The organism is Marinobacter sp. (genome assembly GCF_041595835.1).
Taxonomy (GTDB): domain Bacteria; phylum Pseudomonadota; class Gammaproteobacteria; order Pseudomonadales; family Oleiphilaceae; genus Marinobacter.
The window spans coordinates 146,007-168,737 of record NZ_JBFHJO010000002.1 but is presented as its reverse complement, the minus strand read 5'-3'; the positions used below and the strand labels follow the sequence as shown (position 1 = coordinate 168,737).

Sequence of the window (22,731 nt, the reverse complement as noted above, 5' to 3'; positions counted from 1 at the left end):
AGGACATTCCCGATGAAAAGATTTGTCTCAGTCGCGCCTTTAGTGCTGGCCATTGCGGCTGCACCGGCTATGGCTCAGCAGAGCACCGAAGACACGCTGGCACGCATGCAGCAACAGCTGAATTCCATGCAGCAGCAGCTCAACTCAGCGAAAGACACAGGCGTGCGCTTTAACGGCTTTTTCAGCACGGGGTACGCTCGTGCCAGCAATGATGCTGGCTATGCCGGTTTTATCGATGAATCCGAAGTGAACGACCTAAGCCTGTTTGCACTGCAGGGCACCTTTGATGTGACCCAAAAAAGCCAGATTGTGATGCAACTGGTTGGCCGCGGCTCTGATGACTGGGAGCCCGAGGTTGAGTGGGCTTACCTGAGCCACCGCCCGACCAACAACCTGCAGCTTCGTGCCGGTAAAATGCGCCTGCCGATGTTCATGTATTCGGATTCCCTGGAAGTCGGTTATGCACAACCCTGGGCTCGCCCTCCCCAAAGCGTATACGGCCCAATTGCCGTCACCAGTTATGTTGGTGCCGATGCCAGCTATAACTGGAACTTCAATAACTCATCACTGAATGCGAACTTCTTTACTGGGTTTACCGAAGAAGATGGCAACTCCGGTGACGTACAGTTGCGAAACATTGCGGGGCTGAACCTGACCTGGACAGACTATGTCTGGACATTCCGAGGTATTGCAGCGACGGCGGAAGTAGATATTGATGCCACACGGCTGGCAGCTCAGGCACCCGCAGGCGCTGACGTTAACACCATACTTGCCGACGGCGAACGGGGTAATTTCTTCGGCCTTGGCGCAAGCTATGACGACGGCAGTTGGCAGATCATTGGTGAAGTCACTCGCGTAGAAGTTGATGGTAAGTTCTCTGATACAGATTCGGCTTACCTGTCTGTAGGCCACCGGTTTGGCAGCTGGACACCTTACGTCGCGTTAGGCTGGCTGGAAAGCAAAGATGATGAAGAGCGCCTGGGCTTCGTTACCACAGGCGGTGGAATCCCACTGGCGCCGGAATCTATCCTGAACTATCAGCGTGAAGATTACAGCGTTGGTACGCGCTGGGATATCACCCCAGGCGTCGCCATTAAAATTGACGCCACCCACTCACGAGGTTTTGACAAAGGCACAGGTAATCTGAATCCGGCTTATATTCTGGCCACAGGTACCAACAGCACCAACGTATACACCATCAAAATCGACTCGGCATTCTAAGGAGGCCCCATGAAAAAGCTAAGCCTGATTTTTGCGGCCAGCTTGCTGGCTAGCCCCCTGGCCTTGGCCGAAGTGGTGGTGATCGGTCACCCCGCTGGCCCAGACAGCATCAGCGTAAACCAGGTTCGTGACCTCTACCTGAACCGCAGCAAAGCGCTGCCCGACGGCCAAAGTGCCAAGCCCTTTGAGCTGCCCGAAGGCAATGCCGCCCGCGCCGAGTTCCACAGCAAAGTCACGGGCCGAAACGATGCCCAGCTAAAGGCCTTCTGGTCTCAGCAGGTGTTTACCGGTCGAGGCCAACCGCCTGAAGAGGCCAGTAATGCCGCTGCAATGAAAGCGCAAGTATCGTCTATGCCCGGCAGCATTGGTTATATTGATTCCTCCGACGTAGACAGCAGCATCAAGGTCATTCTTACACCTTGATCATCCACTCGGCAATGAAAAAAGGCGAGCTGATCCTCGCCTTTTTTCATATGCATCCTAAACTCAAAAACCCCGGGGTACCGTTTGCGCCTCAACAAATTCAAACAAACCTTCCAGCCCCCCTTCGCGGCCAATACCTGAAGCTTTCATACCACCAAAGGGCGCTTCCGGTGTCGGGCCCGTTCCGGTATTCCAACCCACGTGACCAAACCGCAAGCCAGCAGCAACCCGGCGGGCACGTTCAGCATCAGCCGTGAATACATAAGACGCCAAACCAAATTCAGTGTCATTTCCCGCCGCAACCACTTCTTCTTCCGTGCGAAACAGCGCCACTGGAACCAGCGGACCGAAAGTCTCTTCCCGATAACAGCACATTTCGGGAGTAACCCCCATCACGACCGTTGGTGGAAAAAACAGCCCGTCACCCAATTCTGACGGATGCGTGCCAGCCACCAGAACAGCGCCATTACTGAGAGCGTCTTCCAGGTGACGTTTTACTTTGTCGAAGCCAGCCTGGTTCACCAACGGGCCAATATCCACATCGCCTGTCATACCATTACCCACGGTCATGCGCCCAACACGCTCGGCGATCTTCTGACTGAAATCTTCCGCCACATCTTCGTGAACGAACACCCGATTGGCGCACACGCAGGTCTGGCCACCGCCTCGGAATTTATTCGCCATCAGGTTATCTGCGGCCGCATCCAGATCTGCATCATCAAATACGATAAATGGTGCATTACCGCCCAGTTCCAGCGCCAACTTTTTAACCTGACCGGCGGTATCCAGAATCAGTTTTCGACCAACTTCGGTGGAGCCAGTGAAGCTGATCATGGGAACGTCTTTGTGCTCACACAACACCTTACCGATCACGCTGGCCTTCCCCATCACCAGGTTAACCATACCCTCAGGCAGATCCAGCTTATCCATCAACGCAAACAAAGCCACCATAGTTAACGGAGTTTCGCTAGCGGGCTTGATCACTGAAGGACAGCCCGCAGCCAGCGCAGCGGACAGTTTTTTAGCAATCATGCCAATCGGGAAGTTCCAGGGCACAATCAGCCCGACCACACCCACCGGGCGGTAGTGAACCGTCCAGGTACAATCTTTCGGTCGCTCAGGAATGGTGTGCGCATTCAGTGCCTCGATGTGCTGGGCGCAATAATCGAAGAAACCAGCCGCGTATTCTACTTCACCCTGCGCTTCGGCCAGCGGCTTACCGTGCTCCATGCACAAAATCCGACCAATCTCCTCTTTGTTTGCGTTCAGCGCATCACGTATACCTGTCAGCCATTTACGACGGGTTTCAATCGGCCAGGGACTGGCCAGCCGAAGCGCCGATTTCCCTGCATCGACTGCCGCATGAATATCACTTTCCGGCATAGATGGCACTGTCGCAATCAACTCCCGGGTGGCCGGGTTAAACACTTCAAAAGTATTGCCTCCGGAACTATCCGTCCAACGCCCGCCAATATAACCCGTAACGTTCTGCAGCAATGGTGACTCGATCATCTCGGCTCCTCTTGGATAACGGGTGCCACTCCAGCATGGAGTAACCCGACTTATACTCTCACGCCTTTCATAGTGGTAGCTGACTGGCAACCTGTAAAGTCTCCGTCAGTTTTTGACGCACCGGAGTCTCTGCCTATACTCGAAGGAGTCAACCAAGGAGGCCGGTTATGAAAGCATTTTTTCATCCCTCACAGGACCTACACATCCCGAAAACATATTTCACTCGGGGTCAGATGCGTCAGCCACAGGAGGTACCGGATAGAACGGAGCAAATGCTGGAGGGTCTCAAAGCGTTGGGCATTCCCGTGCTGCAACCAATGGATCAGGGCGCAGCACCAATTTCAAAGGTGCATGATCTGGGCTACCTTCGGTTTCTGGAATCCGCCCACCGTCGCTGGCAGGAAATGGATGACTGGGGCGATGAGGTTATGTCCAACATCTTCGTTCGCTCCCCTAATGCCATGCGAGGTGTCCTGGCAGAGGCTGCTCGCTATCTGGCGGATGGCAGCTGCCCCATTGGCAGGAATACATGGGAAGCGGCCTACTGGTCCGCTCAAACCGCCTTAGGCGCGGCCGATGCATTGTTGGCGGGCGACCACACCGCTTACGCTGTATGCAGGCCTCCAGGCCACCACGCCCGCAAAGATGCAGCCGGTGGATTCTGTTATCTGAATAATGCAGCCATTGCCGCAGAGCACCTGAAACGCAAATTCCCCCGAACCGTGATTCTGGATACCGACATGCATCACGGTCAGGGCATTCAGGAGATTTTCTACGCCCGCAGTGATGTGCTTTATATCTCTGTTCACGGCGACCCAACCAATTTTTATCCGGTGGTCACCGGATTCGAGGATGAACGTGGTGAAGGTGAGGGGTATGGCTACAACATCAACTTGCCCATGCCTCATGGTTCCAGCGAAGAAGACTTCTTTGCCAAAGTGGAAGAAGCACTAGCAGCTATCCGCCTTTACCAGCCAGACGTGCTAATTCTGACCTTGGGCTTCGATATTTATAAAGACGACCCACAAGCCAAAGTGTCGGTTACATCAGAAGGCTTCTGCAGACTCAGTACTCACGTTCGCCAACTGGGATTACCAACACTGGTAATACAGGAGGGGGGATATGATCTGGACACCCTAAGCGAGAATGTCCAGCAATTCGTTCATGGCCTGAAGGGCTAACGTACTGGCGCGTACACCTTCACATTCGCATGCCCGTCGGCTTTCAAATGGCCGGCGTGCATGCGGCTCATTGTGCCACGGTCACAGTACAGCAGGTACTGACGGTCGGAAGGCAGCTCCGCAATTTTCTGGTTAACCTCGTAAAACGGAATCTTCAGTACTTCGTTGTTGGTCAGGGCTAATGGCGACCGCTCTTCCTCAGAAGGATGACGCACATCCACAATCACATCGCCAACAGCCGGCGTTTCCACCAGCTCGACGTCTTCCGGTGTGACCACGCTATCCAGCAACTGGCTGACCATCACATCCGTACGATCCTCGATAGCCTGAGCCAGAACCTCCGGGTTCATTTTCTCTTCTTCTTCCTCAACCCGGTGCAGTTTTGCCCGAGTCACCGGCTTGCTTGAGATAACACCGCAATATTCCGGCATAACACGGGCAAATGGTTCAGTCCCGATGTCTTTGGCAATACGAATAATGTCTTGCTTGTCCATCGCAATCAGCGGCCGCAAAACCACTTCATCACTTGCCCGGTCCACCACGTTCAGATTGGTTAAGGTCTGGCTGGAAACCTGAGCAACTGCATCTCCCATCACCAGGCCACCAACGTTGTAATACTGACCAATCTCAGCAGCAGCTTTCAGCATCATACGCTTGAGCACCACACCCCAATGACGATGATTCACCGATCGCATAATTTCTGCGACCACGCCTTCAAACGGGACAGAAATGAACTTCACGTTGTGGGAGGAACCGTATCGATCCCATAGATAATGAACCACCTGACGAACACCCACCTCATGAGCTGTGCCACCCAGATTGAAAAACAGGAAGTGGCTGCGCATTCCCCGACGCATCATCAGATAGGCTGCGACGGAAGAATCGTAGCCACCGGAAATCAGCGTCATTACAGTTTCAACAGTGCCAATGGGATATCCCCCAGCACCTTCATGCCGACGGTGAGCGATGTGGAACTGGTCGTCTTTGACTTCAATACGAACTTCCACCTCAGGATTTCTCAGGTCAACACCGCGAGCCTCCGAGGCCTGCAACAGCATACCGCCTACTTTCCGCTCCAGATCAATAGAACGGAAATCGTGGTTGCCAAGACGACGAGCCCTGACCACAAACGTTTTACCCTCAAGGCGCTCAGCAAAGGCTGCAATGGCTTTAGCGCCAACATCCTCGATATCAACAAACGGAAAAACACCAATTTCCTGAATGGTGGAAATCCCGGGAATCCGAGTTAACTCATCAATCACGGGGCCCTCCAGAGCACGCTCATCGGGCACATCAACATCAACCCGGTCCCAGCTACCACCTACCCGGATGTCAGGATCCAGACGGACCAGAATTTTCCGGATATTCTGCCGCAAATGGCGCATTTGCTGCTGGCGAACGGGTTTACTCTTGATAGCCACTTCAGCGGCGGGGCGAATCAACACTTTCATAAAATAGGGACTTTAGTAGGAAGAACGTCAGGTAACATATGAGGCGGAAAGGGCTTAGTGTACCCTTTAGACCGATACGAATAAAATCAGTCATTGCCGAAACGTTCAGGAGCTCCGCAACCGATGGCCGAATCCACCATGAATGCCCTGGTTTCTCCAGAAGGCAGCCTCGAAATTCTATCCAACTACGAGGTCAACCGTCTCAAAGACAAGAGTGAAGGTGGTCTGTACCGTTTGTTCCGCCAATGCGCTCTGGCGGTGCTCAACACTGGCATAGAAACTGATGACTGCAAAGAATTGATGGAGGCTCACTCCGATTTCGATGTACACCTCGTGCCTCAACCCAGAGGGTTAAAGCTAGAACTACTCAATGCCCCGGCACACGCCTTTGTCGACGGCGACATGCTGCGGGCTATCCGGGAACATCTGTTCTCGGTTTTGCGGGACATCGTATACAGCCACTCACTTCCCAACTACGGCATAGGCTTCCGTAAAGACAACCCGGACGACCTGACCAATCTTGTATTTCACATCCTCAGAAATGCCCGGGTACTTGAGCCTGGGCGGCAGCCGGATCTTGTTGTGTGTTGGGGTGGCCACTCAATCAGCCACAACGAATACCAGTACAGCAAAGAAGTAGGCCACCAGTTAGGCTTACGAGGGCTCAGTATCTGCACGGGCTGCGGCCCTGGTGCAATGAAAGGACCGATGAAAGGCGCCACCATTGCCCATGCCAAGCAAAGAATCAAGAACGGTCGCTACATCGGCATTACCGAGCCTGGGATCATTGGTGCTGAAGCCCCCAATCCCATTGTTAATGAGCTGGTGATCATGCCAGACATCGAAAAGCGCCTGGAAGCTTTTGTGCGCTGTGGTCACGGGGTCGTTGTTTTTCCCGGCGGCGTGGGCACTGCCGAAGAAATCCTTTACCTGCTGGGCATACTGCTGCATCCGGACAACACCGACCTGCCCTTCCCCGTTGTGTTCTCTGGCCGCAAGGAAAATGCAGACTACTTCGAGATGATCGACAGATTCATCCGCGGCGCCCTGGGCGATGAAGCTGCCAGGAAATACGAGATCATTATTGATGACCCGGTGCGCGTGGCGCAGACCATGAAGCAGGGCATGAAAGACGTAGAAACCTTCCGGCGCGCAATGCAGGATGCCTATTACTTCAACTGGATGTTGAAAATAGATCCGGTCTTCCAGCTACCGTTCGAGCCAGATCACGACAACATGCGGGCACTGGAGATTCACCGGGACCAGCCTCCTCACCTGATTGCAGCCAACCTTCGCAAAGCATTCAGCGGTATCGTTGCCGGTAACGTAAAGGAAAGCGGAATTCGACAGATTCAGGAGAAAGGGCCGTTCGAGATTTCCGGGGACCCGACACTGATAGCCCCTCTGGAAGAGATGCTGGAGCAATTCATAAAACAAAACCGAATGAAACTACCCGGCAGCTCGGTCTATCGACCCTGTTACCGGATTGTCAGTGGTGCAGCCTGAGCTGCACCACTGCATCACCTTAGCCAGTTAACCAGCTTAATCAGCGATGACTTAACCTCCAGCCGGGAGACTAGAGAAGTAGGCCGCCAGGTTGGCAATATCATCATCGCTCAGAGCCATAGCCTGACCTTGCATAACCGGAGCTTGCCCACCTTGACGCTGACCAGCCTTGTAAGCCTTTATAGAAGCGGCCAGGTACTGTTCTTTCTGGCCAGCCAGGTTCGGGTAAATCGGCACCTGAGAGATACCGTTCTGACCATGGCAAGCAGCACACACGGCAGCTTTGGCCTTGCCAGCTTCGGCGTCTGCAGCCATAGCAGTAGCAGAAGCCATAGCACCAAAAGCGAACAAACCAGCAACTGCGAAGTGTTTCAGACTCATAGAGTTAACCCTCTCATCATTTAACGTTTTATAGTCGGTCTAAACCAAATCTCAAATTAACTTATAACACAGCACCCTATGTTCACAAATGTGATAGATCAAGGACATTCATGCGACCATAGTGCTGTTTTACTTATGAACAGACTAGACGAAAGTACAAATTAACCACAAAAATTTACCAAATAATAGAATCACCCGATCATCGGAGACGTCGTCCATGCCAGTAGAGGTTCAGGAACTTGCCTGTCGGGAAGGCCGTATTGGCTTGCTGACACTGAATTCGCCAAAAACACTTAATGCCCTGACTGCAGACATGGTGGACCAGGCGCAAAGTGCACTCGATCAATGGGCTGATGACAGCCGTATCTGCCTGGTGCTATTGCGTGGCAATGGTGACCGGGCATTTTGTGCCGGCGGGAACATCCGGGCTCTTTACGATGACATGACTTCCGATAGCAATAGCGACTCCGCACGACAGTTCTTTACCCGGGAATACCGGCTGAACTACAGCCTTCACCGTTTCCCCAAACCGGTCATTAACGTCGCCCAAGGCATCATCATGGGCGGTGGAATGGGGCTCATGTCCGGTTGTCGCTACCGGTTGGTGACACCAGATGTCACGCTGGCCATGCCTGAAATCAGCATTGGTCTGTTTCCGGATGTTGGCGCCAGCTGGTTTTTAAACCGACTGCCTGGCCGGCTAGGCTTGTTTATGGGACTAACAGGCGCCCGACTGAACGTAACCGATACGTTACGGGTAGGTCTTGCCGACATGATCATCGAGCCTGGCCAGACCGATACTCTTCTGGCAAAGCTTCAAGACGAACGCTGGCGAGGCGAGCCAGCCGCCGACGACAACCGCTTGTTCCGCCTGCTCAACCAAATAGAAGCACTGGATTATCGAGCACTGCCGTCAGGCCACCTGGAACAGCATGAGCAAAGAATCGCCAAACTAACGGCAGGTACCGAGCTTCCAGCCGTGGTCGAGCAGTTATTAACGTCTGAAAGTGATGACCCTTGGTGGCAGAACTGTATCCAGACCTTACGGAATGGCTGCCCGGTTACGGCCTGGCTGGTCTGGCATCAGCTAAGAAAAGGGCAGCAAATGTCATTGAAAGACATTTTCAGGATGGAACTGGCAATGGCGATGGAGTGTATCCGTCAGCCAGACCTGAGCGAAGGCATTCGGGCACGGATGGTCGATAAAGATCAGTCTCCGAAGTGGGCTTACTCCACCGTGGCCGACGTACCAAATGAGGTTATAGAACGGTTTTTCCAGCCCGAGTGGGATGACCAAACGGACCCCATGGGGCTGGAATAATGTGCTGAACCTGACCTTACCGGGCAGCCCCCGCATTAACCAGAAGCATTTCAAGATCCTGATTATTACTGGCTCTGGCAAGGTCCAGAGCCGTGCGGCCATCTTCACTTCTGTAATGCACATCTGCACCAGCTGCCAGCAACATCTCCGCGGTAAGGAGATCTCCCGTACCCACCACTTTCATCAGCAATGACTCACCGCCCTGACTCACGTTGACGTTAGCGCCCGCCGCCAGCAGGGCACGAACCACCGACAGGTGGCCGCTCTGGGAAGCATGGATAACAGGAGTGTATCCGGCGGAATCCTGCCCATTCACATCGGCCCCCGCCGCCAACAACAACCGGACAATACGCCGATTACCGTTTGCTGCCGCCACCATCAACGCAGTCTGGCCAGAAGCTCTCTGCGGGTCAGGATCCACGCCCTGCGTAAGCAAGTCGAGGACTGCCCGGTCCTCGTTGGCCTCAACCGCGGTCATCAGCGCTGATGCCTCCTGGCTGTCGGTCTGCCCTGGCGTACTGACGGTTGAACTGCAACCGGCCAGCAAGATCGCCATAAAAACCGCGAGATATATACACTTGCTCACATCCTTGACCATAGTCCTGAGTCTCTTTTGAACTTTCGGTTATTCTGGCAGCAAACGACTGCATTTAAATCGAGCAGATCACAACTCCGGCCCGTTTTGCAGAAGTTGACGCACTAACATACGAAGCTGCGTTTCACCGTCCTTCTGCCCAGAACACAAACCATCTCGCTGTATGGCCTGCCAGGACCACCCCTGACTGACTGCCCGGCACCACACTGAGAAGTGCTCCTGGCGGGCCAGCCACGCCACCACACCGGGACACCGTTCCAGATGCCGCAACACCGGTAGAGTTAACTCAAACCCGCGGAACCCTTCAGAAAAACTCACCAGATCACGCAGATCATCAGCATCCGGGAGCTCCTGAGCCGGCAGGTCAGCACTCACTGCCCCCAATAATCTGGGCGGCAAATCGTGCCAGTGCAACGGCACCAACACCGGCCAATGCCTGGCAAACCGACGGCGAAGCCCCTGCCCCAGACTCACCCCCCGCTCGGACACGCCTCGCAGCATCTGCACCGGAAACTCGCCGGTACTCGGTTCCTGGCGCAATCCCATCCGCACGACTTGCAAACCACTGGCCTGCCAAAAAGTCAGCAACCCGGATTCACCGCCAAAACTGGTCCCCAAACCGTCCAGGCCTTGCTCATTACAAGCAGCCAGCGCCGAAGCCACCAAACGCTGGCCAATCCCAAGATTTCGGGCCTGTTCCGATACGGCCACCCGGACCACTCGCATAACCCTATGGACAGCAGCCTCCGGAAACCCTCCATGGGTAGCCAAAGATTGTGCCAACATATGTCCACGAAGCCTGCGCCGCCCCTGAACCACCTGTTCCGCTAACTCCGGGGCAAGGCCACCTTCTACTGCAGCCCAAAGCACGCCCACCGTCACTCCGTCACACACGGCCCGCCAGCTTTGCACCACCGGATCATCCAGCCACTGACGCAGATCCGCTGGAGTCGTCCGGTAATGAGCGTCCACCAGCAAACCAAACGCCTCAGAAAGCTCCATTTCACTCGCCTTCTCAGGATGCCAGCGTTCAACCTCCACATCTTCGGCCAAAGGCCTCAGCCCTACCGGACTCTCCGCGGACAACAAAAACAGTTCAGACACCAAACGCTCTAGCGGATCACCCTCAGCCCAACGAACCGGACGCTGCAAAGTGATGGCCTGCCAATGAGGCGTCTCCCGGTCCAGAACCTGCCGAAACCGGATAGAAAACCCGCGGCCGGTACCCTCATAACCATGAACGGTGCTGGCAAAAGCCACCCTTGGCCAACTCAGCAAAATACTCCGCAACAAATGGGCAGGAATACTGGCGGCTTCATCCACCATCACGACCTCAGCATCAGGTTTGCCCGCCAACAAATCCTGAACCGGTATAAACCGAACAGATTGCCCACCCATAGTGACCAACTCATGGCCAGAGCGGCTTGCCAACTGGCCCTCAAGCCTCGCCTCTGCATGTCGGAAAAAACTCGTCAAACTATCGACTGAAGGCGACGTCACCAGAACCGACTGACGCCCTCCAAGCAACAGCTCTGCCGCAGCCATACCCAATGCCGCCGACTTCCCCCGCCCCCGATCCGCCGTCACGACCAACGGCCGCCGACGCCGCCCCAAACCGAAACGCACCAACTGCGACACCAACCTGGACTGTTCAGGCGTCGTCGTGGGCTCAAAAAACGGCAAGGCTGAATCCAGCTCAGGCAAAACCCGGGGTCCATCACCAGGCCGAATCCGTATCACATCCGGATCACCCGCCAGAACACGCGCCATCCGTGCAGCAAACGGGTGCCTTTCAACTTGGTCAAGCCCCGTTCGTAAGTAATCCAGATCGCTGAACGTGGACCAACTCTCCAATGGCGGCATCAACCAAAACAACAAACCACCTGCCTTCAACGTCCCCGCCAGTGCCGCCAACCCATCCGGCGGATTCCCCTGCCAGCCATCCCAGACCAGCACCCCGGTTTCACGGCCCAGCCATCGCTTGAATTGCTTCGACGTAATACCGGTCACACCGGCCAACTCCGCGTCCTCCGCACGCCCCACCCAAAGCGCCTGAGAAGTATCCAGCATTTCTAGACAACCAGACACCCATGAGCGACACCACTCCGGTTCACCTTCCACCAGCACCAGACGGCGCTCACCGGCAGCCCGCAAGCTGTCGGCAAGCGCTTGCCAGTTCCTTTTAGAAACAGATGTCATCGTCAAAAACAGACTCCAAGAGAATACGAGGCTCAAGGCCGGTCCGAAGTAGTAGCTTGTCGGGGAACGCCTTCCAAAACTGTGCGCAGCCATGGATGGCGGAGCCCAAGCGTCACAAGGACGTGCCGAAGGAGCGTGTTTTGGAAGGCGTTCCCCGACAAGGTACGGCCCCATAGCACGAGAAACAAACGCGAAGGCTACCATTATGGAGCCCAACTACCCCCACCGCCAGTTGCCAAGTACAATACTCACCATGCCAACCAATCCTCAGCCCCCCGACACCAGCTTCCTCCCGGATTACCTCACTGACGAACAGCGGAACATCGTCACCGCCGGGTACGAACATTCAGTGATCACCGCTGTTGCTGGCAGCGGAAAAACCTCCACCCTGGCCTGGCGCATCCGCTACCTGCTGGAACAGGGCCACGACCCTGGCCGCATGTTGGTGCTGATGTTCAACCGCAGTGCCCGGGTTGATTTCGAACGTAAACTCCAGCAGGTCTGCGACCACTCGGGATTAGCCTTACCCGAAATTCGCACCTACCACGCCATGGGATATCGACTTTACAAACGCTTCGTGCGTGACGGTTACCTACCCGGATTTTCAGACAAAATCCTCACCGAACAAGAAATCGGCTACCAGGCCTGGATTCTCACCCGAAGACTGGCCCCCGAAGATCTGGCCGATGAAATACGACGCAATAAAAAGGACTACGTTGAGACCGCCACCGGCTTCATCGACCTTGTAAAAACCAGCCTCTCACCAGCTGAAATCGTATTCGAAGAACTGGGCTATTCCGACAAACACAAATACCTGATAGACCTTTTTCACAGCTTCGAACAATGGCGCAAAAGCCAAAGCCGGATCAGCTATGCCGATATGATTTACGAGCCAGTCATGGCCATCCACCAGAACCCGCCGCTGCAGCGACTGGTGGGCAATAAGATGGATCTGATTCTGGTGGACGAATACCAAGATACCAACGAAATACAACACCTTCTATTGCGCTATGTAGCAGGAGACCGTGCTCGTGTTACCGTCGTGGGAGACCCGGATCAAACCATCTACGAATTCCGTGGAGCCAAGCCAGAATTCATCTTGCGCCGGTTCAGCGACGAATTCGAGAGTCCGCTCGAACAAACCCTGAGCTTTACCTTTCGTTATGGCCATCAGGTCGCCTTGCTCGCCAACCATCTGATCTGCCACAACACTGGTCGCAAGGATGTCTTGTGTCACTCTCACCCATCCACGCCGACCACTCAGGCAGTATTGCATCGAGCTGAACACGATGATGATCAGGTCCTGAAAATTCTGCACCTGCAGAGCCCGGAGCTAAACAACCAGACAGCCGTACTGTTCCGCGTTTGGAGCCAAAGCGTTCCTATCGAGTTAAAACTGCTGGCACGACAGATTCCCTACCGAATAGACGCCGGCAAAGGCGCTCTGTTCAGCCGGGAAGTTCAGGCAATAACGTCATTATTAATGGTGGTCAGCGGCCGAATAAAACAGCTTCCGAATTCAGACCGACTGGACGTAGCACGGCAGCTACTTCGCTTCCCTCACGCTGGTCTGAAAGAACCGGAGCTGGAGAACCTGGCACAGTTCCTGGCCGGTTTTCCTGAAAGCTGGCACGAGCGCCTGCTGGCTATGGATTTTTCGGCCCTTCAGCCCATGCCGGCCCGCAAACTGCGCAAACTCGGTGAAGTCCTGGCCCAACTTAAAAACTACAAGGGGCCAGTGGCTGGCCTGATACGCATATACGCTGAACACACCGATCTTTACGACGGTATTCGGAGCCTCGCACTGACCCACGACAGCGCTGAGGAACGGATAGATACCATTCAAGGCTTCCGGGATTACCTGAAAGGTCTGAATACCGATGCAGACGGTGCCCTGGATCACCTGAAGACACTCAAACAACAAGCCGGATCTGAAACAGACAGTGGCGTGTTGCTATCCACCATACATCGCACCAAAGGACTTGAATGGCCGGTAGTGATCATTCCCGGCCTGCAGGAGAAATACCTGCCTTACAGCCCCCGCCCTCAAGATGACGCCCGGGCTCTGCTGGAAAGCGAGCGCAGACTTCTTTACGTTGGCATGACCCGAGCACGGCATGCCCTGCATCTGATTACCCGGCCTGCCAGCCAACAACCTCACCTGGAGGGTGATCAGGGGCCGAGTCGCTTTGTCTCCGAACTCTGCTTCCCTTTATCCCACGAATTGGGAACCCGGCTTGATGAAAACACCCCCGCTACAGACAAGCCCTGGACTATGCACCAACCCATTACCGCCGTCAGTCTCCGTTATGCCGGTCGTGCTGGCATCGTTCTCGAAGGCAGCAGCGTCAATACAGATTCCAGCTCGCTGGAACCTGTCTGGTACAATCAACGGGTGTCACATACCGTGTTTGGAGCTGGTGAAGTCATCGGCGAAGACGAAAGCTCATTTGAAGTGCGCTTTGATAATGCCGACACGTTAAATTTCAGCAAAAAAAGTGCTCACTTATACTTCACGACAACCAAATGACGGATTGTGTCCGTATAAATCCGGAGAAGGTAACTCTGTCAATTTTCCGTTTTTTTTGGCCTAATATCCTAAATTTCGAGCACTAAGACGGCTTTCGGAATTTATCCGTAGATCCTGAGAGCGTTCCAGGAAATAAAAACCAAACAGGAGCTTTAGCATGAAAATCATGCGTCCGGTGGCCCTAGCCGCCCTTGCTACAACCTTTACAATCCCTGCTCTGGCCGACGACCAGCAGTCTATTTACCTGAACCCATTCGCTGGCTACCAGTATTTTGGTGATAAGCGCGACCTGAGTGAAACCGACACTTACGGTGTTGGCATCGAATACCGCTTCCGCCCGAACTGGGCCGTTGAAGCTGTTTACTCCCGTGCGGATGCTGACCGTAAATACGTCGCCGGTGATTCCGAGTTTGAAGAGCTCCGCCTGGACGGCACATACTATTTTGCAGGCCAGGAAAAAACCTGGAACCCATATGTTTCTATGGGTGCAGGTCATGCCAAATTCGGCCTGGGTGACACTATTTCATACACTACAGCTGGTACAGATCACGAAGAAACCCGCGTCAACGTAGGCGCTGGTTTCCGCTACAATATCAGCGACATGATCTCCCTGCGTGCCGATCTGCGCGAGTTCCATGGTATTGACGAAAGCACATTCGACACCATGGCTTCTCTGGGCTTGAGCTGGGCGTTCCACCGCACGACAGCAGCACCAGCACCAGCAGATGCCGATAATGATGGCGTGCCTGATACCCGTGACCAGTGTTCCAACACACCGGCTGGCGCACAGGTAGACAGCCACGGCTGTGAGCTGGATGCAGACAATGACGGCGTAGCCGACAGCAAAGATCAATGCCCCAATACCCCGGCGGGTGCTGCCGTGAACAGCCGTGGCTGTGAACTGGATAGCGACAACGACGGTGTAGTGGACAGCAAAGACCAGTGCCCGAACACCACTGCCGGCGCTGAAGTGGACGAAAATGGTTGTGAAGGTGTTACTGAAACCATCGAAACCATCGATCTGAGCGTCCAATTCCCGACCAACAGCTCGGTAATTGATGCAACCTACGACAATGAAATCCGCAAAGTTGCCGACTTCATGAAAGAGTATCCGGAAACGACTGTTGAGATTGCCGGTCACTCTGACAGTATTGGCAAAGCTGAATACAACCGCTTCCTGTCCCAGCGTCGTGCTGAAGCCGTGGCTAACCGCCTGACTTCCGTACTTGGGGTTAACCCGGACCGCGTAACAGCGGTTGGCTACGGTGAAGCTGAGCCGATTGCTTCCAATGACACAGCTGCAGGCCGTTCCCAGAACCGTCGTGTAGAAGCCCGCATTCAGGTGCTTCGCTAAGACAAGCTGGTTCTCAGTATTGAACAAGAAAGGCGCCTTCGGGCGCCTTTCTTGTTTCTGATGTTATAAAACCACTCGACGTTCTTTCAGCACCCCACAACCTGGTATCTCAGAGATCCCCGGAAAAGCGGCCCGGCCGAAAGGCATCCAGGACTACCGCAGGCTCTTCGCCGTCAATAACCTGAGCAATCACCGCAGCGCTGCCGGCAGCTAAGGTCCAGCCAAAAGTGCCGTGACCGGTATTAAGAAACAAATTATCACGGGGCCCCCGGCCGATAATGGCTGGGCCATCGGGTGTCATCGGACGAAACCCCGTCCAGGTTTCTGCAGCGTCCAAATCAGCGCAACCGGGATAGCGGGACCGTACAGACTTTTTGATCGTGGCGATACGCGCAGCGGGAATATCCCGATTAAAATCCGCCAACTCAACAAATCCGGTGGCCCGTAACCGGTTACCCAAACGGGTAGACACCACTTTGAAGTTGTCATCATGAATGGTACTGGCAGGCGCCTTGTCCGGATCACTCAGAGGCACCGTAATGCTATAGCCCTTGACCGGATATATTGGCAAAGTCAGACCCAGCGACTTGACCAGCTCTGGCGACCAACAACCCGCAGACACAACAAATGCATCAGCTTCCAGTATTTCAGAGTTACCGTCAGTTCGGCGGAGCTGAACGGCATTCACCCGCTGATGATCTGCCAGCAACGCCTCCGCTTCCACCTCATAGCGGAAATGCACGCCCAGATCTTCACACACCTTGCTTAACTCCCTGGAAAATAAATGGCAGTCACCGGTTCCATCCGTGTCGTAACTAAGCGCTCCGTAAAGCGGCGCACCCGCAGCCATACCGGGTTCAGCTTCCCGCACTTGTTGTGGCGAAAGCATACGCGAAGCCACCCCCATCTCGTTCAGAAGCTTATGTGTCTCCCGTAAATCATCCAGCGCCTCCGGTGTGCTGGCTAATGTCAAAAGCCCATTATGCCCGCCATCAAAAGCCAGGTTGTGCTCCTGCTCAAGTGCCAGGAACCGCTCACGACTATAGGCCCCTAAGCGCAACATGGCCCGTTTGTTAAATCCAAACAAGCCCGGCGACCAGGCATAACGCAGGGTAGCGAACATAAAGCGGATAGCCGCAACTGATGGCGGCATACGCATTTTCAGAGGTCCATCCTGCTGCAACAGCCAGGGCAGAGCTTTAAGCACCATTGAGGGATCAGCCCAGGGGTAAACCACGCCGTAAGAGCGCTGCGCAGCATTCGCTTTGCTGGTTTCATTGCCCGCCAGAGGATGCCGCTCCAAAACGGTCACCTGATGCCCCCTGCGAACCAGTTCTCTTGCCGTTGTTATGCCAACGACACCGCCGCCTACAACTACGATATGCATAGCACCTCCCCCTGATCACTGTTCCTGAGCTTACGCTTAACTCACTTCATTATCCTCAAGCTGGTAGACTGACTTATAACAAACTTCAGCATAGCAGCCACTCACTAACCGAGATGAAGCCTGGTAACCAGACATGAGCAAAAAACGCCGAGAGATTCCCGTTTTCGACCACCCTATCATCGAGACCCACTGCCACCTGGATTACCTGAAAGACCGACCATTGGAAGACACCCTTAAACAAAGTCGACAGGTGAATATCGAGAAAGTGATCACCATTGCTGTGGCTCCTGACAATCTGGCCGCCGTCAGAACGCTCACTCAGACCGAAGACTGGGTCTACGGCACCCAGGGCATTCACCCGCATGAAGCCGAGAGTTACACCGATGATGTCGACACAGAGATCCGCCAGCATGCCTCAGATGAAAAAATCGTCGCCATCGGCGAGATCGGCCTCGATTACTACTACGACAACGCGGACCGGGAAGTTCAGCGACAGGTATTTCGTCGACAGTTACAAATTGCCTGCGACCATAAGCAGCCGGTAGTGATCCACAGCCGGGATGCCGATGACGACACCATCACCATTCTTAAAGAATTCGAAAGCACGTTAACGCGCCGCGGCGTCATTCACAGCTTCACGTCTGGCCCCGGACTGGCACAATACGCCATCGATCAGGGCTGGTGCCTGGGCTTCAACGGCATCACCACGTTCAACAAAGCGGAAAATGTACGGGACATTGTACGGATGACGCCCATTGAACAGATTCTTCTGGAAACCGATGCCCCCTTCCTCACGCCTGTTCCCTACCGGGGCCGAGAGAATGCGCCGTGCTATTTGCCATTTGTCGCTGAGAAAATTGCCGAAGTAAAAGAGTTACCATTGAAACAGGTAATTCGCCAAACGTATCAGAATAGCCTCAGAACATTCTTTCCAGAACGGGGATAAGCCCCCAGCCATGCACGAAGGGAACCGCTTAGCCCAGAGACAGAAATATGCCCATAAGCACCGGGGAAAGGAATGACAACAAGAAACCCGACGCAATCGCTACCGGCACACAGGCAAGGCCACCACTGCTGCGAATCACCGGCAGCGTAAAGTCCATGGAGGTTGCACCACCGTAGCCTATGGCCATAGCAGGCCGTGCCGTGATGATGACTGGAATTAACGCTAAGGCAATAATTTCTCTGAGCACATCATTAAGAAACGCCACACCACCCCATGCGGGGCCCATAGCGTCACCAATGACAATACCGGACAGCGAGTACCAGCCAAACCCGGAAGTTATAGCCAGTGCCTGGTGCCAGGGTACTCCCAGCCAAGGTATGAGTGCTAAGCCGGCGAGCAAGGAGCTCGCGGCCATTGCCAGAGCAATACCCAGCCCCTGACGGTTCATCAGGAGCTTGCGCAACGACAAACCGGCGTTGCGCAGCTGGAGACCGATCAAAAACAGCAACGCCATCAAAGCCCAGGTAGCGATATCTTCAACCATGGGCAATTCAGACAACAAAAAATACCCAAGCAGAACGCCAACAATAACCGCCATCAGAGGTTTCAGTCCTGCAATAAAAAGCCTTCTATAGCCAGATTTCAGCTTGCTCTCTCCAGGGCTCAGGTCTAACGGCTGCCAACGGTGAAATAACCAGAGCGCTGCCATATTGGCTGCCAGCAGAACCAAGACCAAACCGCTGACCTGATACGCCATAGTTCCCAGGTGAGCCAGTAGGCTTTCCATCTGCCCGAGCCCAAGCCCTAACAACACCAGGATGAAGTACACCAAGCCTTCAACGATATAGTGAATCACGGTCATCAGGCGACGATTGGAGAGCGTAAATACAAAGCCCAGAAACAACGGAGCCAGTATCAGCAAGGCACCTGTGAGCATAAAAGCCTCGAAGGAACAGGGTTGATATAAAAAGAATGGGACGAATGCCTGCTAACGAAAAACTGTGTCAGTGGAGTTTATTGCCGGAGCGATCCTGAACCAGAACCCAAGGCGCCACCACAACCGCCCAAAGCTCCGCGTTCCTGTCATACCAGGCCCGGGCAAGATCAGGTGAAACATCACCGACCAATCCACTTGCAAGCCACTGTTCGAATTGTGCTTTGTTGTCTGCAGTCAGCTGAGCAGCCACATTCAGAAGATCCAGGTCCGGCTCCACTCTGACAACCTGACCCCGGGCATAATAGGTCTGGAGTTCATGCCAGTGAATGCGAGAGGTTTCCAGATTGAGTTTGGCTTTGAGTTCGTCCTGAGATTCCGGAGATGACATGCAATCCTCGATTCTTCATGCGCTGTTTTCAAGGCGCACAGCCTATCTCAAAACACACCTTTTCGCATCTGTCCGCTGATCGTCAGGCAGCTATTTCTGAACATGTTCATTAAATAAACGACGAATGTCATCAGCCAGCGTCATGGGGTCAAAAGGTTTGGGAATAACTCCGATGGCTCCCAGCGCCAGATATTCCTCAATTTCAGAACGCTGGATCCGAGCGGTCATGAAAATCACCGGCGTTGAACCAATTGCCTCGAGCTTTCGCAACTCCTGCAACGTTTTAGGGCCATCCATCTCAGGCATCATAACGTCCAGAAGAATCAAATCCGGCTTAAAATCCGGCGCTACCCTAATCGCCTCTTTACCAGAACCACACAGCACAGCCGTAAATCCCCCCACATCTTGCAACGCAAGCTCTGCAATGGCTCTGATATCGGGATCATCCTCAACGCATAAGATTCTGCTCACATCACGCTCATCCATCGATGTCATTCTGACCTTCCTTGGTAAATTGACTTACATCCAGACCAAGCCGGCGCAGCAAACGTTTAGACTCTTCTTCCTCCTGCCTGCCGTCGGCAATCAAGGCTGCAGCTCGCATGACAATCTGATCCTCTCGCGGACTATCTGCCGATAAAAAATGCACAGCCCCAATGAGTTCACGCAAACTTAACGGAAACTTCCAGTGAACCTTCAGTCGGTTACCGTATTCAGCAGACCACCGTACCAGACACTGATCAATCTCTGACGCCTCCAGTTTTCCACCACCAGCATCGAACTGATTCAGTACCTTAAGAACCGCCATCTCGCCCAATCGGCTCAATAAACCTGCACTCTGAAACAAACCCGGTGTTTTTTTCAGTTTGATAGCAATCTGTTGGGCTTCCCAAGCCACCGACAATGCCTTGTCGTGGTATGTTTTTGCCAAGACCTTTAACTCTGGCCGGGAAAGCTTGTTCGCAACATCCAAAGACAGTGCCAAAGCCTGATTCAGCGCCATGGGAACTCCCATAGTACCAATTGCCGCCCGGAGCGACTCCACCGGCTGCCCTGTACGTCTGAATGAGCTGCTATTAGCCACATCCAGTATACGCGCAGTCAAACCAATCTGTGTTCGCCAGATCTCCGCCAGTTCTGCTGCCGAGAGTTCATCCACACGTTCCATCAGATCAAGAATTTCACCAGGGTCCAGGTCTGTTGGCAGCTGAACAACATCGTTCGACGACTCAAGCAGAAAATCATGAACCGACTGGCTTTCAGCCGAATTCGTTGGCACCAGCTCGCTGAGCCGGCGATGTAACAACTCAATATCGAGAGGTTTGGAAATATATCCGCTGATGCCATAGTGGGCCGCCTGCAGCACAGATTCCCGATCCGATCGCCCCGAGACAATAACAATGGGTACCGAAGAATCGAAGGCTCGAATCTGTTTGACCAACTCGATACCTGATCCGTCCGGCAACCCCCAGTCAACCAGATACAGATCATATCGGTTTTCCGCCACACGTCGTCTGGCTTCAGTCAGAGAACGGGCAAGACTAACGTGCACCCCGTTAATAATGCCGGCTACTACCGTCTCAAGGAGCTCTCCAACCAGCTCGTCATCTTCCAGCACTAGTGCTCTCAACCGACAACTCCCTTAATTACCACGGCTATGGACTTCGCGGTCATAAACCGTCACTCCATTACGCCCAACCTGTTTACGCCCATAGAGCGCCTGGTCTGCCGCCTCAATCGCCTGACCCGAGACAGGAAAGTCATTGATTAAGGCAACACCGGCACTAAAAGTCGCCTGAAAACCGCCTTCTCCAACCGAAAACACCAACTCTGCAAAGCTTTCCCTGATGCCATCAATAAGTTCTGCGGCCTGGCTCGGCTCGCAGTTCGGCAGCACCACCAGAAACTCTTCCCCTCCGTAGCGGCCAATCGTGTCAGACTCTCTGAGTCGATTTCTTAGCAGGTGAGCCAGAGTCCGGATAACGATATCTCCCTGCCCGTGGCCCCAGGTATCGTTAACGCGCTTGAAGTGGTCCAGGTCCAGCATAACCACGCATGAGAAATGCCCGCCACGACGACAACGGGCTAACTCTCTGTCAACTTCCTGTTTAATCAAAGAGTGTTTCAGCAAACCGGTGAGGCTGTCACGGTTCATCAGGTTTGATAACTGGCGAGCGCGGTAACATCGAATGCGTACAGCCCGAATCAGATAAGCATCCGTCACCGGTTTCACCAGAAACTCATCAGCACCTTTCGCCAAGGCTTCAAGCTGAGTCTCCGGATCATCCTCTGAAGAGAGATAAACTATCGGTAAACCAAGCCAGCGAGGCTCATAACGTATGAGCCTCGCCAGCGTCACCCCTGAGAACCCACGCAGCTGGACATCCATCAACACAAGATCTGGCTCGAAGGCTGACAATTCCGACATCAGGTGAGTTGGCTCAGAAACCAACCTTGCTTTGATGCCGGCTCCCTCTAAAACCAGGCAATATCGCTCACCTAACTCTTTGTCATCGTCAACTATCAGTACCCGGCCCTGCTGTCTCGACCCTCGCTCCAGAGCGAGGGACTCAATTCGTTCAGCCAGCTCAGGCATATTTAACGGCATGCTGAAATAAGCGGTCGCTGCCTCTTCTGCCACCTTATAAAGGGTTTCAAAAGAACTATGATGACCAATGCCAATCACTGGATAGAGCCTGCGTTCGGCTTGCGGAAGGTGTTCAGCCCGGAAGCTGACAACATCACTTAACGCTGAGTCTTCACACAGGAGAATCGTCGCACCGGCATGTTCTGCAAGCCGTTTAACTGCGGCTTCCGGTTCATCCAGCAACATCACATCACAGGCAAAACCATACCCTTCCAGTTCAGTCGCCAAACCTGAGAGATATTCAGTGCTGTGCCCCAGCGCCATGACATGAACCTGCATGCCGTGGACACCGTCGCAGAGATCTGCATCGCTACCCTCTGAATCAACATCACCTTCGCTGGCATGGCTTCGGTTCTGGAATAGCTGTGCCAGGTCATGAATATCCCTGGATATCTCAGTTGATACAACTACATCACCAGACCCATCGCTGACGGACTTGTCTGAGGCGTCAACAAACGGCTTAACCTTTTTTTCAATCAGGCGTGCGGCAGTGCCAAGGTCAGGCAGGCCAAAAGTACCAGCAGACCCGGCCATCCGGTGTAAAAGCTGGTAACACTCAACCAATTCACCCTGTGACAACGCTTTCTGATCCATCAGGTCAGCATAGTTACACAATATTTGTATATCGACCTGGGCGCGCTCGACAAAGCGATCCTGCAACATTTGCAGCCGTTTCCGGAGTTGATCACTGGCTCCGTTGGTCACAGCACTCCCCTCAACATTTTCTTCAATGGGCGAATTCTACTATCCTC

The 22,731-nt window shown here is 53.9% G+C and carries 19 protein-coding genes; 8 read left to right on the top strand and 11 right to left on the bottom strand.

The window, feature by feature from the left end; all coding sequences use genetic code 11:
* Positions 1–12: 12 nt before the first annotated feature.
* Both ABYA77_RS02035 and ABYA77_RS02030 read left to right on the top strand, forming a co-directional pair.
* A complete protein-coding gene (locus tag ABYA77_RS02035) occupies positions 13–1,221 on the top strand; it encodes a hypothetical protein (protein ID WP_372964264.1) in 1,209 nt (402 codons plus the stop codon).
* 9 nt (positions 1,222–1,230) lie between these two features.
* The gene (locus ABYA77_RS02030; protein ID WP_372964263.1) at positions 1,231–1,644 is read left to right on the top strand and encodes a phosphate ABC transporter substrate-binding protein; all 414 of its coding nucleotides are present in this window, start codon (positions 1,231–1,233) and stop codon (positions 1,642–1,644) included.
* 63 nt (positions 1,645–1,707) lie between these two features.
* Here ABYA77_RS02030 and ABYA77_RS02025 read toward each other — a convergent pair whose 3' ends face one another.
* The gene (locus ABYA77_RS02025) at positions 1,708–3,156 is read right to left on the bottom strand and encodes an NAD-dependent succinate-semialdehyde dehydrogenase (protein ID WP_372964262.1); all 1,449 of its coding nucleotides are present in this window, start codon (positions 3,154–3,156) and stop codon (positions 1,708–1,710) included.
* A gap of 167 nt (positions 3,157–3,323) precedes the next feature.
* On the opposite strand from ABYA77_RS02025, the gene ABYA77_RS02020 reads away from it, so the two are divergent.
* The gene (locus tag ABYA77_RS02020) at positions 3,324–4,337 is read left to right on the top strand and encodes a histone deacetylase family protein (protein WP_372964261.1); all 1,014 of its coding nucleotides are present in this window, start codon (positions 3,324–3,326) and stop codon (positions 4,335–4,337) included.
* Here ABYA77_RS02020 and thiI read toward each other — a convergent pair.
* Positions 4,334–5,788: a tRNA uracil 4-sulfurtransferase ThiI gene (thiI, locus tag ABYA77_RS02015; protein WP_372964260.1), complete on the bottom strand. Its 1,455-nt coding sequence runs from the start codon at positions 5,786–5,788 to the stop codon at positions 4,334–4,336. The two genes, ABYA77_RS02020 and thiI, sit on opposite strands and share 4 nt — an antisense overlap.
* A gap of 123 nt (positions 5,789–5,911) precedes the next feature.
* On the opposite strand from thiI, the gene ppnN reads away from it, so the two are divergent.
* Positions 5,912–7,294 carry a nucleotide 5'-monophosphate nucleosidase PpnN gene (gene ppnN / locus ABYA77_RS02010; protein WP_372964259.1) on the top strand — a complete coding sequence of 461 codons (1,383 nt, stop codon included), beginning with the start codon at positions 5,912–5,914 and terminating at the stop codon, positions 7,292–7,294.
* A gap of 51 nt (positions 7,295–7,345) precedes the next feature.
* On the opposite strand, the gene ABYA77_RS02005 is transcribed toward ppnN, so the two are convergent.
* Positions 7,346–7,675: a cytochrome c gene (locus ABYA77_RS02005; protein WP_372964258.1), complete on the bottom strand. Its 330-nt coding sequence runs from the start codon at positions 7,673–7,675 to the stop codon at positions 7,346–7,348.
* 217 nt (positions 7,676–7,892) lie between these two features.
* On the opposite strand from ABYA77_RS02005, the gene ABYA77_RS02000 reads away from it, so the two are divergent.
* On the top strand, positions 7,893–8,996 hold the full coding sequence (locus ABYA77_RS02000) for an enoyl-CoA hydratase/isomerase family protein (protein WP_372964257.1): 1,104 nt from the start codon (positions 7,893–7,895) through the stop codon (positions 8,994–8,996).
* A 16-nt stretch (positions 8,997–9,012) separates the two neighbouring features.
* Here the strand turns inward: ABYA77_RS02000 and ABYA77_RS01995 are convergent, their stop codons facing one another.
* Both ABYA77_RS01995 and ABYA77_RS01990 read right to left on the bottom strand, forming a co-directional pair.
* The gene (locus tag ABYA77_RS01995) at positions 9,013–9,474 is read right to left on the bottom strand and encodes an ankyrin repeat domain-containing protein (RefSeq protein ID WP_372964256.1); all 462 of its coding nucleotides are present in this window, start codon (positions 9,472–9,474) and stop codon (positions 9,013–9,015) included.
* Positions 9,475–9,660: 186 nt separating this feature from the next.
* Positions 9,661–11,790, bottom strand: a complete 2,130-nt coding sequence (locus ABYA77_RS01990; RefSeq protein ID WP_372964255.1) for a tRNA(Met) cytidine acetyltransferase TmcA — start codon at positions 11,788–11,790, stop codon at positions 9,661–9,663.
* A gap of 205 nt (positions 11,791–11,995) precedes the next feature.
* Here ABYA77_RS01990 and ABYA77_RS01985 point away from each other — a divergent pair, with 205 nt between their 5' ends.
* Positions 11,996–14,320 carry an ATP-dependent helicase gene (locus ABYA77_RS01985; protein ID WP_372964254.1) on the top strand — a complete coding sequence of 775 codons (2,325 nt, stop codon included), beginning with the start codon at positions 11,996–11,998 and terminating at the stop codon, positions 14,318–14,320.
* A gap of 157 nt (positions 14,321–14,477) precedes the next feature.
* A complete protein-coding gene (locus ABYA77_RS01980; protein ID WP_372964253.1) occupies positions 14,478–15,674 on the top strand; it encodes an OmpA family protein in 1,197 nt (398 codons plus the stop codon).
* A gap of 109 nt (positions 15,675–15,783) precedes the next feature.
* Here ABYA77_RS01980 and ABYA77_RS01975 read toward each other — a convergent pair whose 3' ends face one another.
* On the bottom strand, positions 15,784–17,061 hold the full coding sequence (locus ABYA77_RS01975) for a D-amino acid dehydrogenase (protein ID WP_372964252.1): 1,278 nt from the start codon (positions 17,059–17,061) through the stop codon (positions 15,784–15,786).
* A 133-nt stretch (positions 17,062–17,194) separates the two neighbouring features.
* Here ABYA77_RS01975 and ABYA77_RS01970 point away from each other — a divergent pair, with 133 nt between their 5' ends.
* Complete coding sequence (locus ABYA77_RS01970) at positions 17,195–18,007, top strand: TatD family hydrolase (protein WP_372964251.1); 813 nt, start codon at positions 17,195–17,197, stop codon at positions 18,005–18,007.
* Positions 18,008–18,035: 28 nt separating this feature from the next.
* On the opposite strand, the gene ABYA77_RS01965 is transcribed toward ABYA77_RS01970, so the two are convergent.
* From ABYA77_RS01965 to ABYA77_RS01945, 5 genes are all read right to left on the bottom strand, one after another.
* Positions 18,036–18,944, bottom strand: a complete 909-nt coding sequence (locus ABYA77_RS01965; RefSeq protein WP_372964250.1) for a lysine exporter LysO family protein — start codon at positions 18,942–18,944, stop codon at positions 18,036–18,038.
* A gap of 67 nt (positions 18,945–19,011) precedes the next feature.
* The gene (locus ABYA77_RS01960; protein WP_372964249.1) at positions 19,012–19,332 is read right to left on the bottom strand and encodes a DUF2288 domain-containing protein; all 321 of its coding nucleotides are present in this window, start codon (positions 19,330–19,332) and stop codon (positions 19,012–19,014) included.
* Positions 19,333–19,422: 90 nt separating this feature from the next.
* Positions 19,423–19,827, bottom strand: a complete 405-nt coding sequence (locus ABYA77_RS01955; RefSeq protein WP_372964248.1) for a response regulator — start codon at positions 19,825–19,827, stop codon at positions 19,423–19,425.
* Entirely contained in the window at positions 19,811–20,962 is a 1,152-nt protein-coding gene (locus ABYA77_RS01950; protein WP_372964247.1) for a response regulator, read from the bottom strand. The genes ABYA77_RS01955 and ABYA77_RS01950 overlap by 17 nt, the downstream gene beginning before the upstream one ends.
* Before the next feature lie 12 nt (positions 20,963–20,974).
* Positions 20,975–22,684 (bottom strand): diguanylate cyclase, encoded by a 1,710-nt coding sequence (locus ABYA77_RS01945; RefSeq protein WP_372964246.1) that lies wholly within the window; start codon positions 22,682–22,684, stop codon positions 20,975–20,977.
* Between the last annotated feature and the right edge of the window lie 47 nt (positions 22,685–22,731).

Coding starts and splice junctions, on each gene's coding strand:
- ABYA77_RS01975 (WP_372964252.1), bottom strand. CDS start 17,061: ATGCATATCGTAGTTGTAGGCGGCGGTGTCGTTGGCATAACAACGGCA.
- ABYA77_RS02005 (WP_372964258.1), bottom strand. CDS start 7,675: ATGAGTCTGAAACACTTCGCAGTTGCTGGTTTGTTCGCTTTTGGTGCT.
- ABYA77_RS02035 (WP_372964264.1), top strand. CDS start 13: ATGAAAAGATTTGTCTCAGTCGCGCCTTTAGTGCTGGCCATTGCGGCT.
- ABYA77_RS01995 (WP_372964256.1), bottom strand. CDS start 9,474: ATGACCGCGGTTGAGGCCAACGAGGACCGGGCAGTCCTCGACTTGCTT.
- ABYA77_RS01990 (WP_372964255.1), bottom strand. CDS start 11,790: ATGACATCTGTTTCTAAAAGGAACTGGCAAGCGCTTGCCGACAGCTTG.
- ABYA77_RS01965 (WP_372964250.1), bottom strand. CDS start 18,944: ATGCTCACAGGTGCCTTGCTGATACTGGCTCCGTTGTTTCTGGGCTTT.
- ABYA77_RS01960 (WP_372964249.1), bottom strand. CDS start 19,332: ATGTCATCTCCGGAATCTCAGGACGAACTCAAAGCCAAACTCAATCTG.
- thiI (WP_372964260.1), bottom strand. CDS start 5,788: ATGAAAGTGTTGATTCGCCCCGCCGCTGAAGTGGCTATCAAGAGTAAA.
- ABYA77_RS01955 (WP_372964248.1), bottom strand. CDS start 19,827: ATGACATCGATGGATGAGCGTGATGTGAGCAGAATCTTATGCGTTGAG.
- ABYA77_RS02030 (WP_372964263.1), top strand. CDS start 1,231: ATGAAAAAGCTAAGCCTGATTTTTGCGGCCAGCTTGCTGGCTAGCCCC.
- ABYA77_RS01970 (WP_372964251.1), top strand. CDS start 17,195: ATGAGCAAAAAACGCCGAGAGATTCCCGTTTTCGACCACCCTATCATC.
- ABYA77_RS02025 (WP_372964262.1), bottom strand. CDS start 3,156: ATGATCGAGTCACCATTGCTGCAGAACGTTACGGGTTATATTGGCGGG.
- ABYA77_RS02000 (WP_372964257.1), top strand. CDS start 7,893: ATGCCAGTAGAGGTTCAGGAACTTGCCTGTCGGGAAGGCCGTATTGGC.
- ppnN (WP_372964259.1), top strand. CDS start 5,912: ATGGCCGAATCCACCATGAATGCCCTGGTTTCTCCAGAAGGCAGCCTC.
- ABYA77_RS01980 (WP_372964253.1), top strand. CDS start 14,478: ATGAAAATCATGCGTCCGGTGGCCCTAGCCGCCCTTGCTACAACCTTT.
- ABYA77_RS02020 (WP_372964261.1), top strand. CDS start 3,324: ATGAAAGCATTTTTTCATCCCTCACAGGACCTACACATCCCGAAAACA.
- ABYA77_RS01985 (WP_372964254.1), top strand. CDS start 11,996: ATGGAGCCCAACTACCCCCACCGCCAGTTGCCAAGTACAATACTCACC.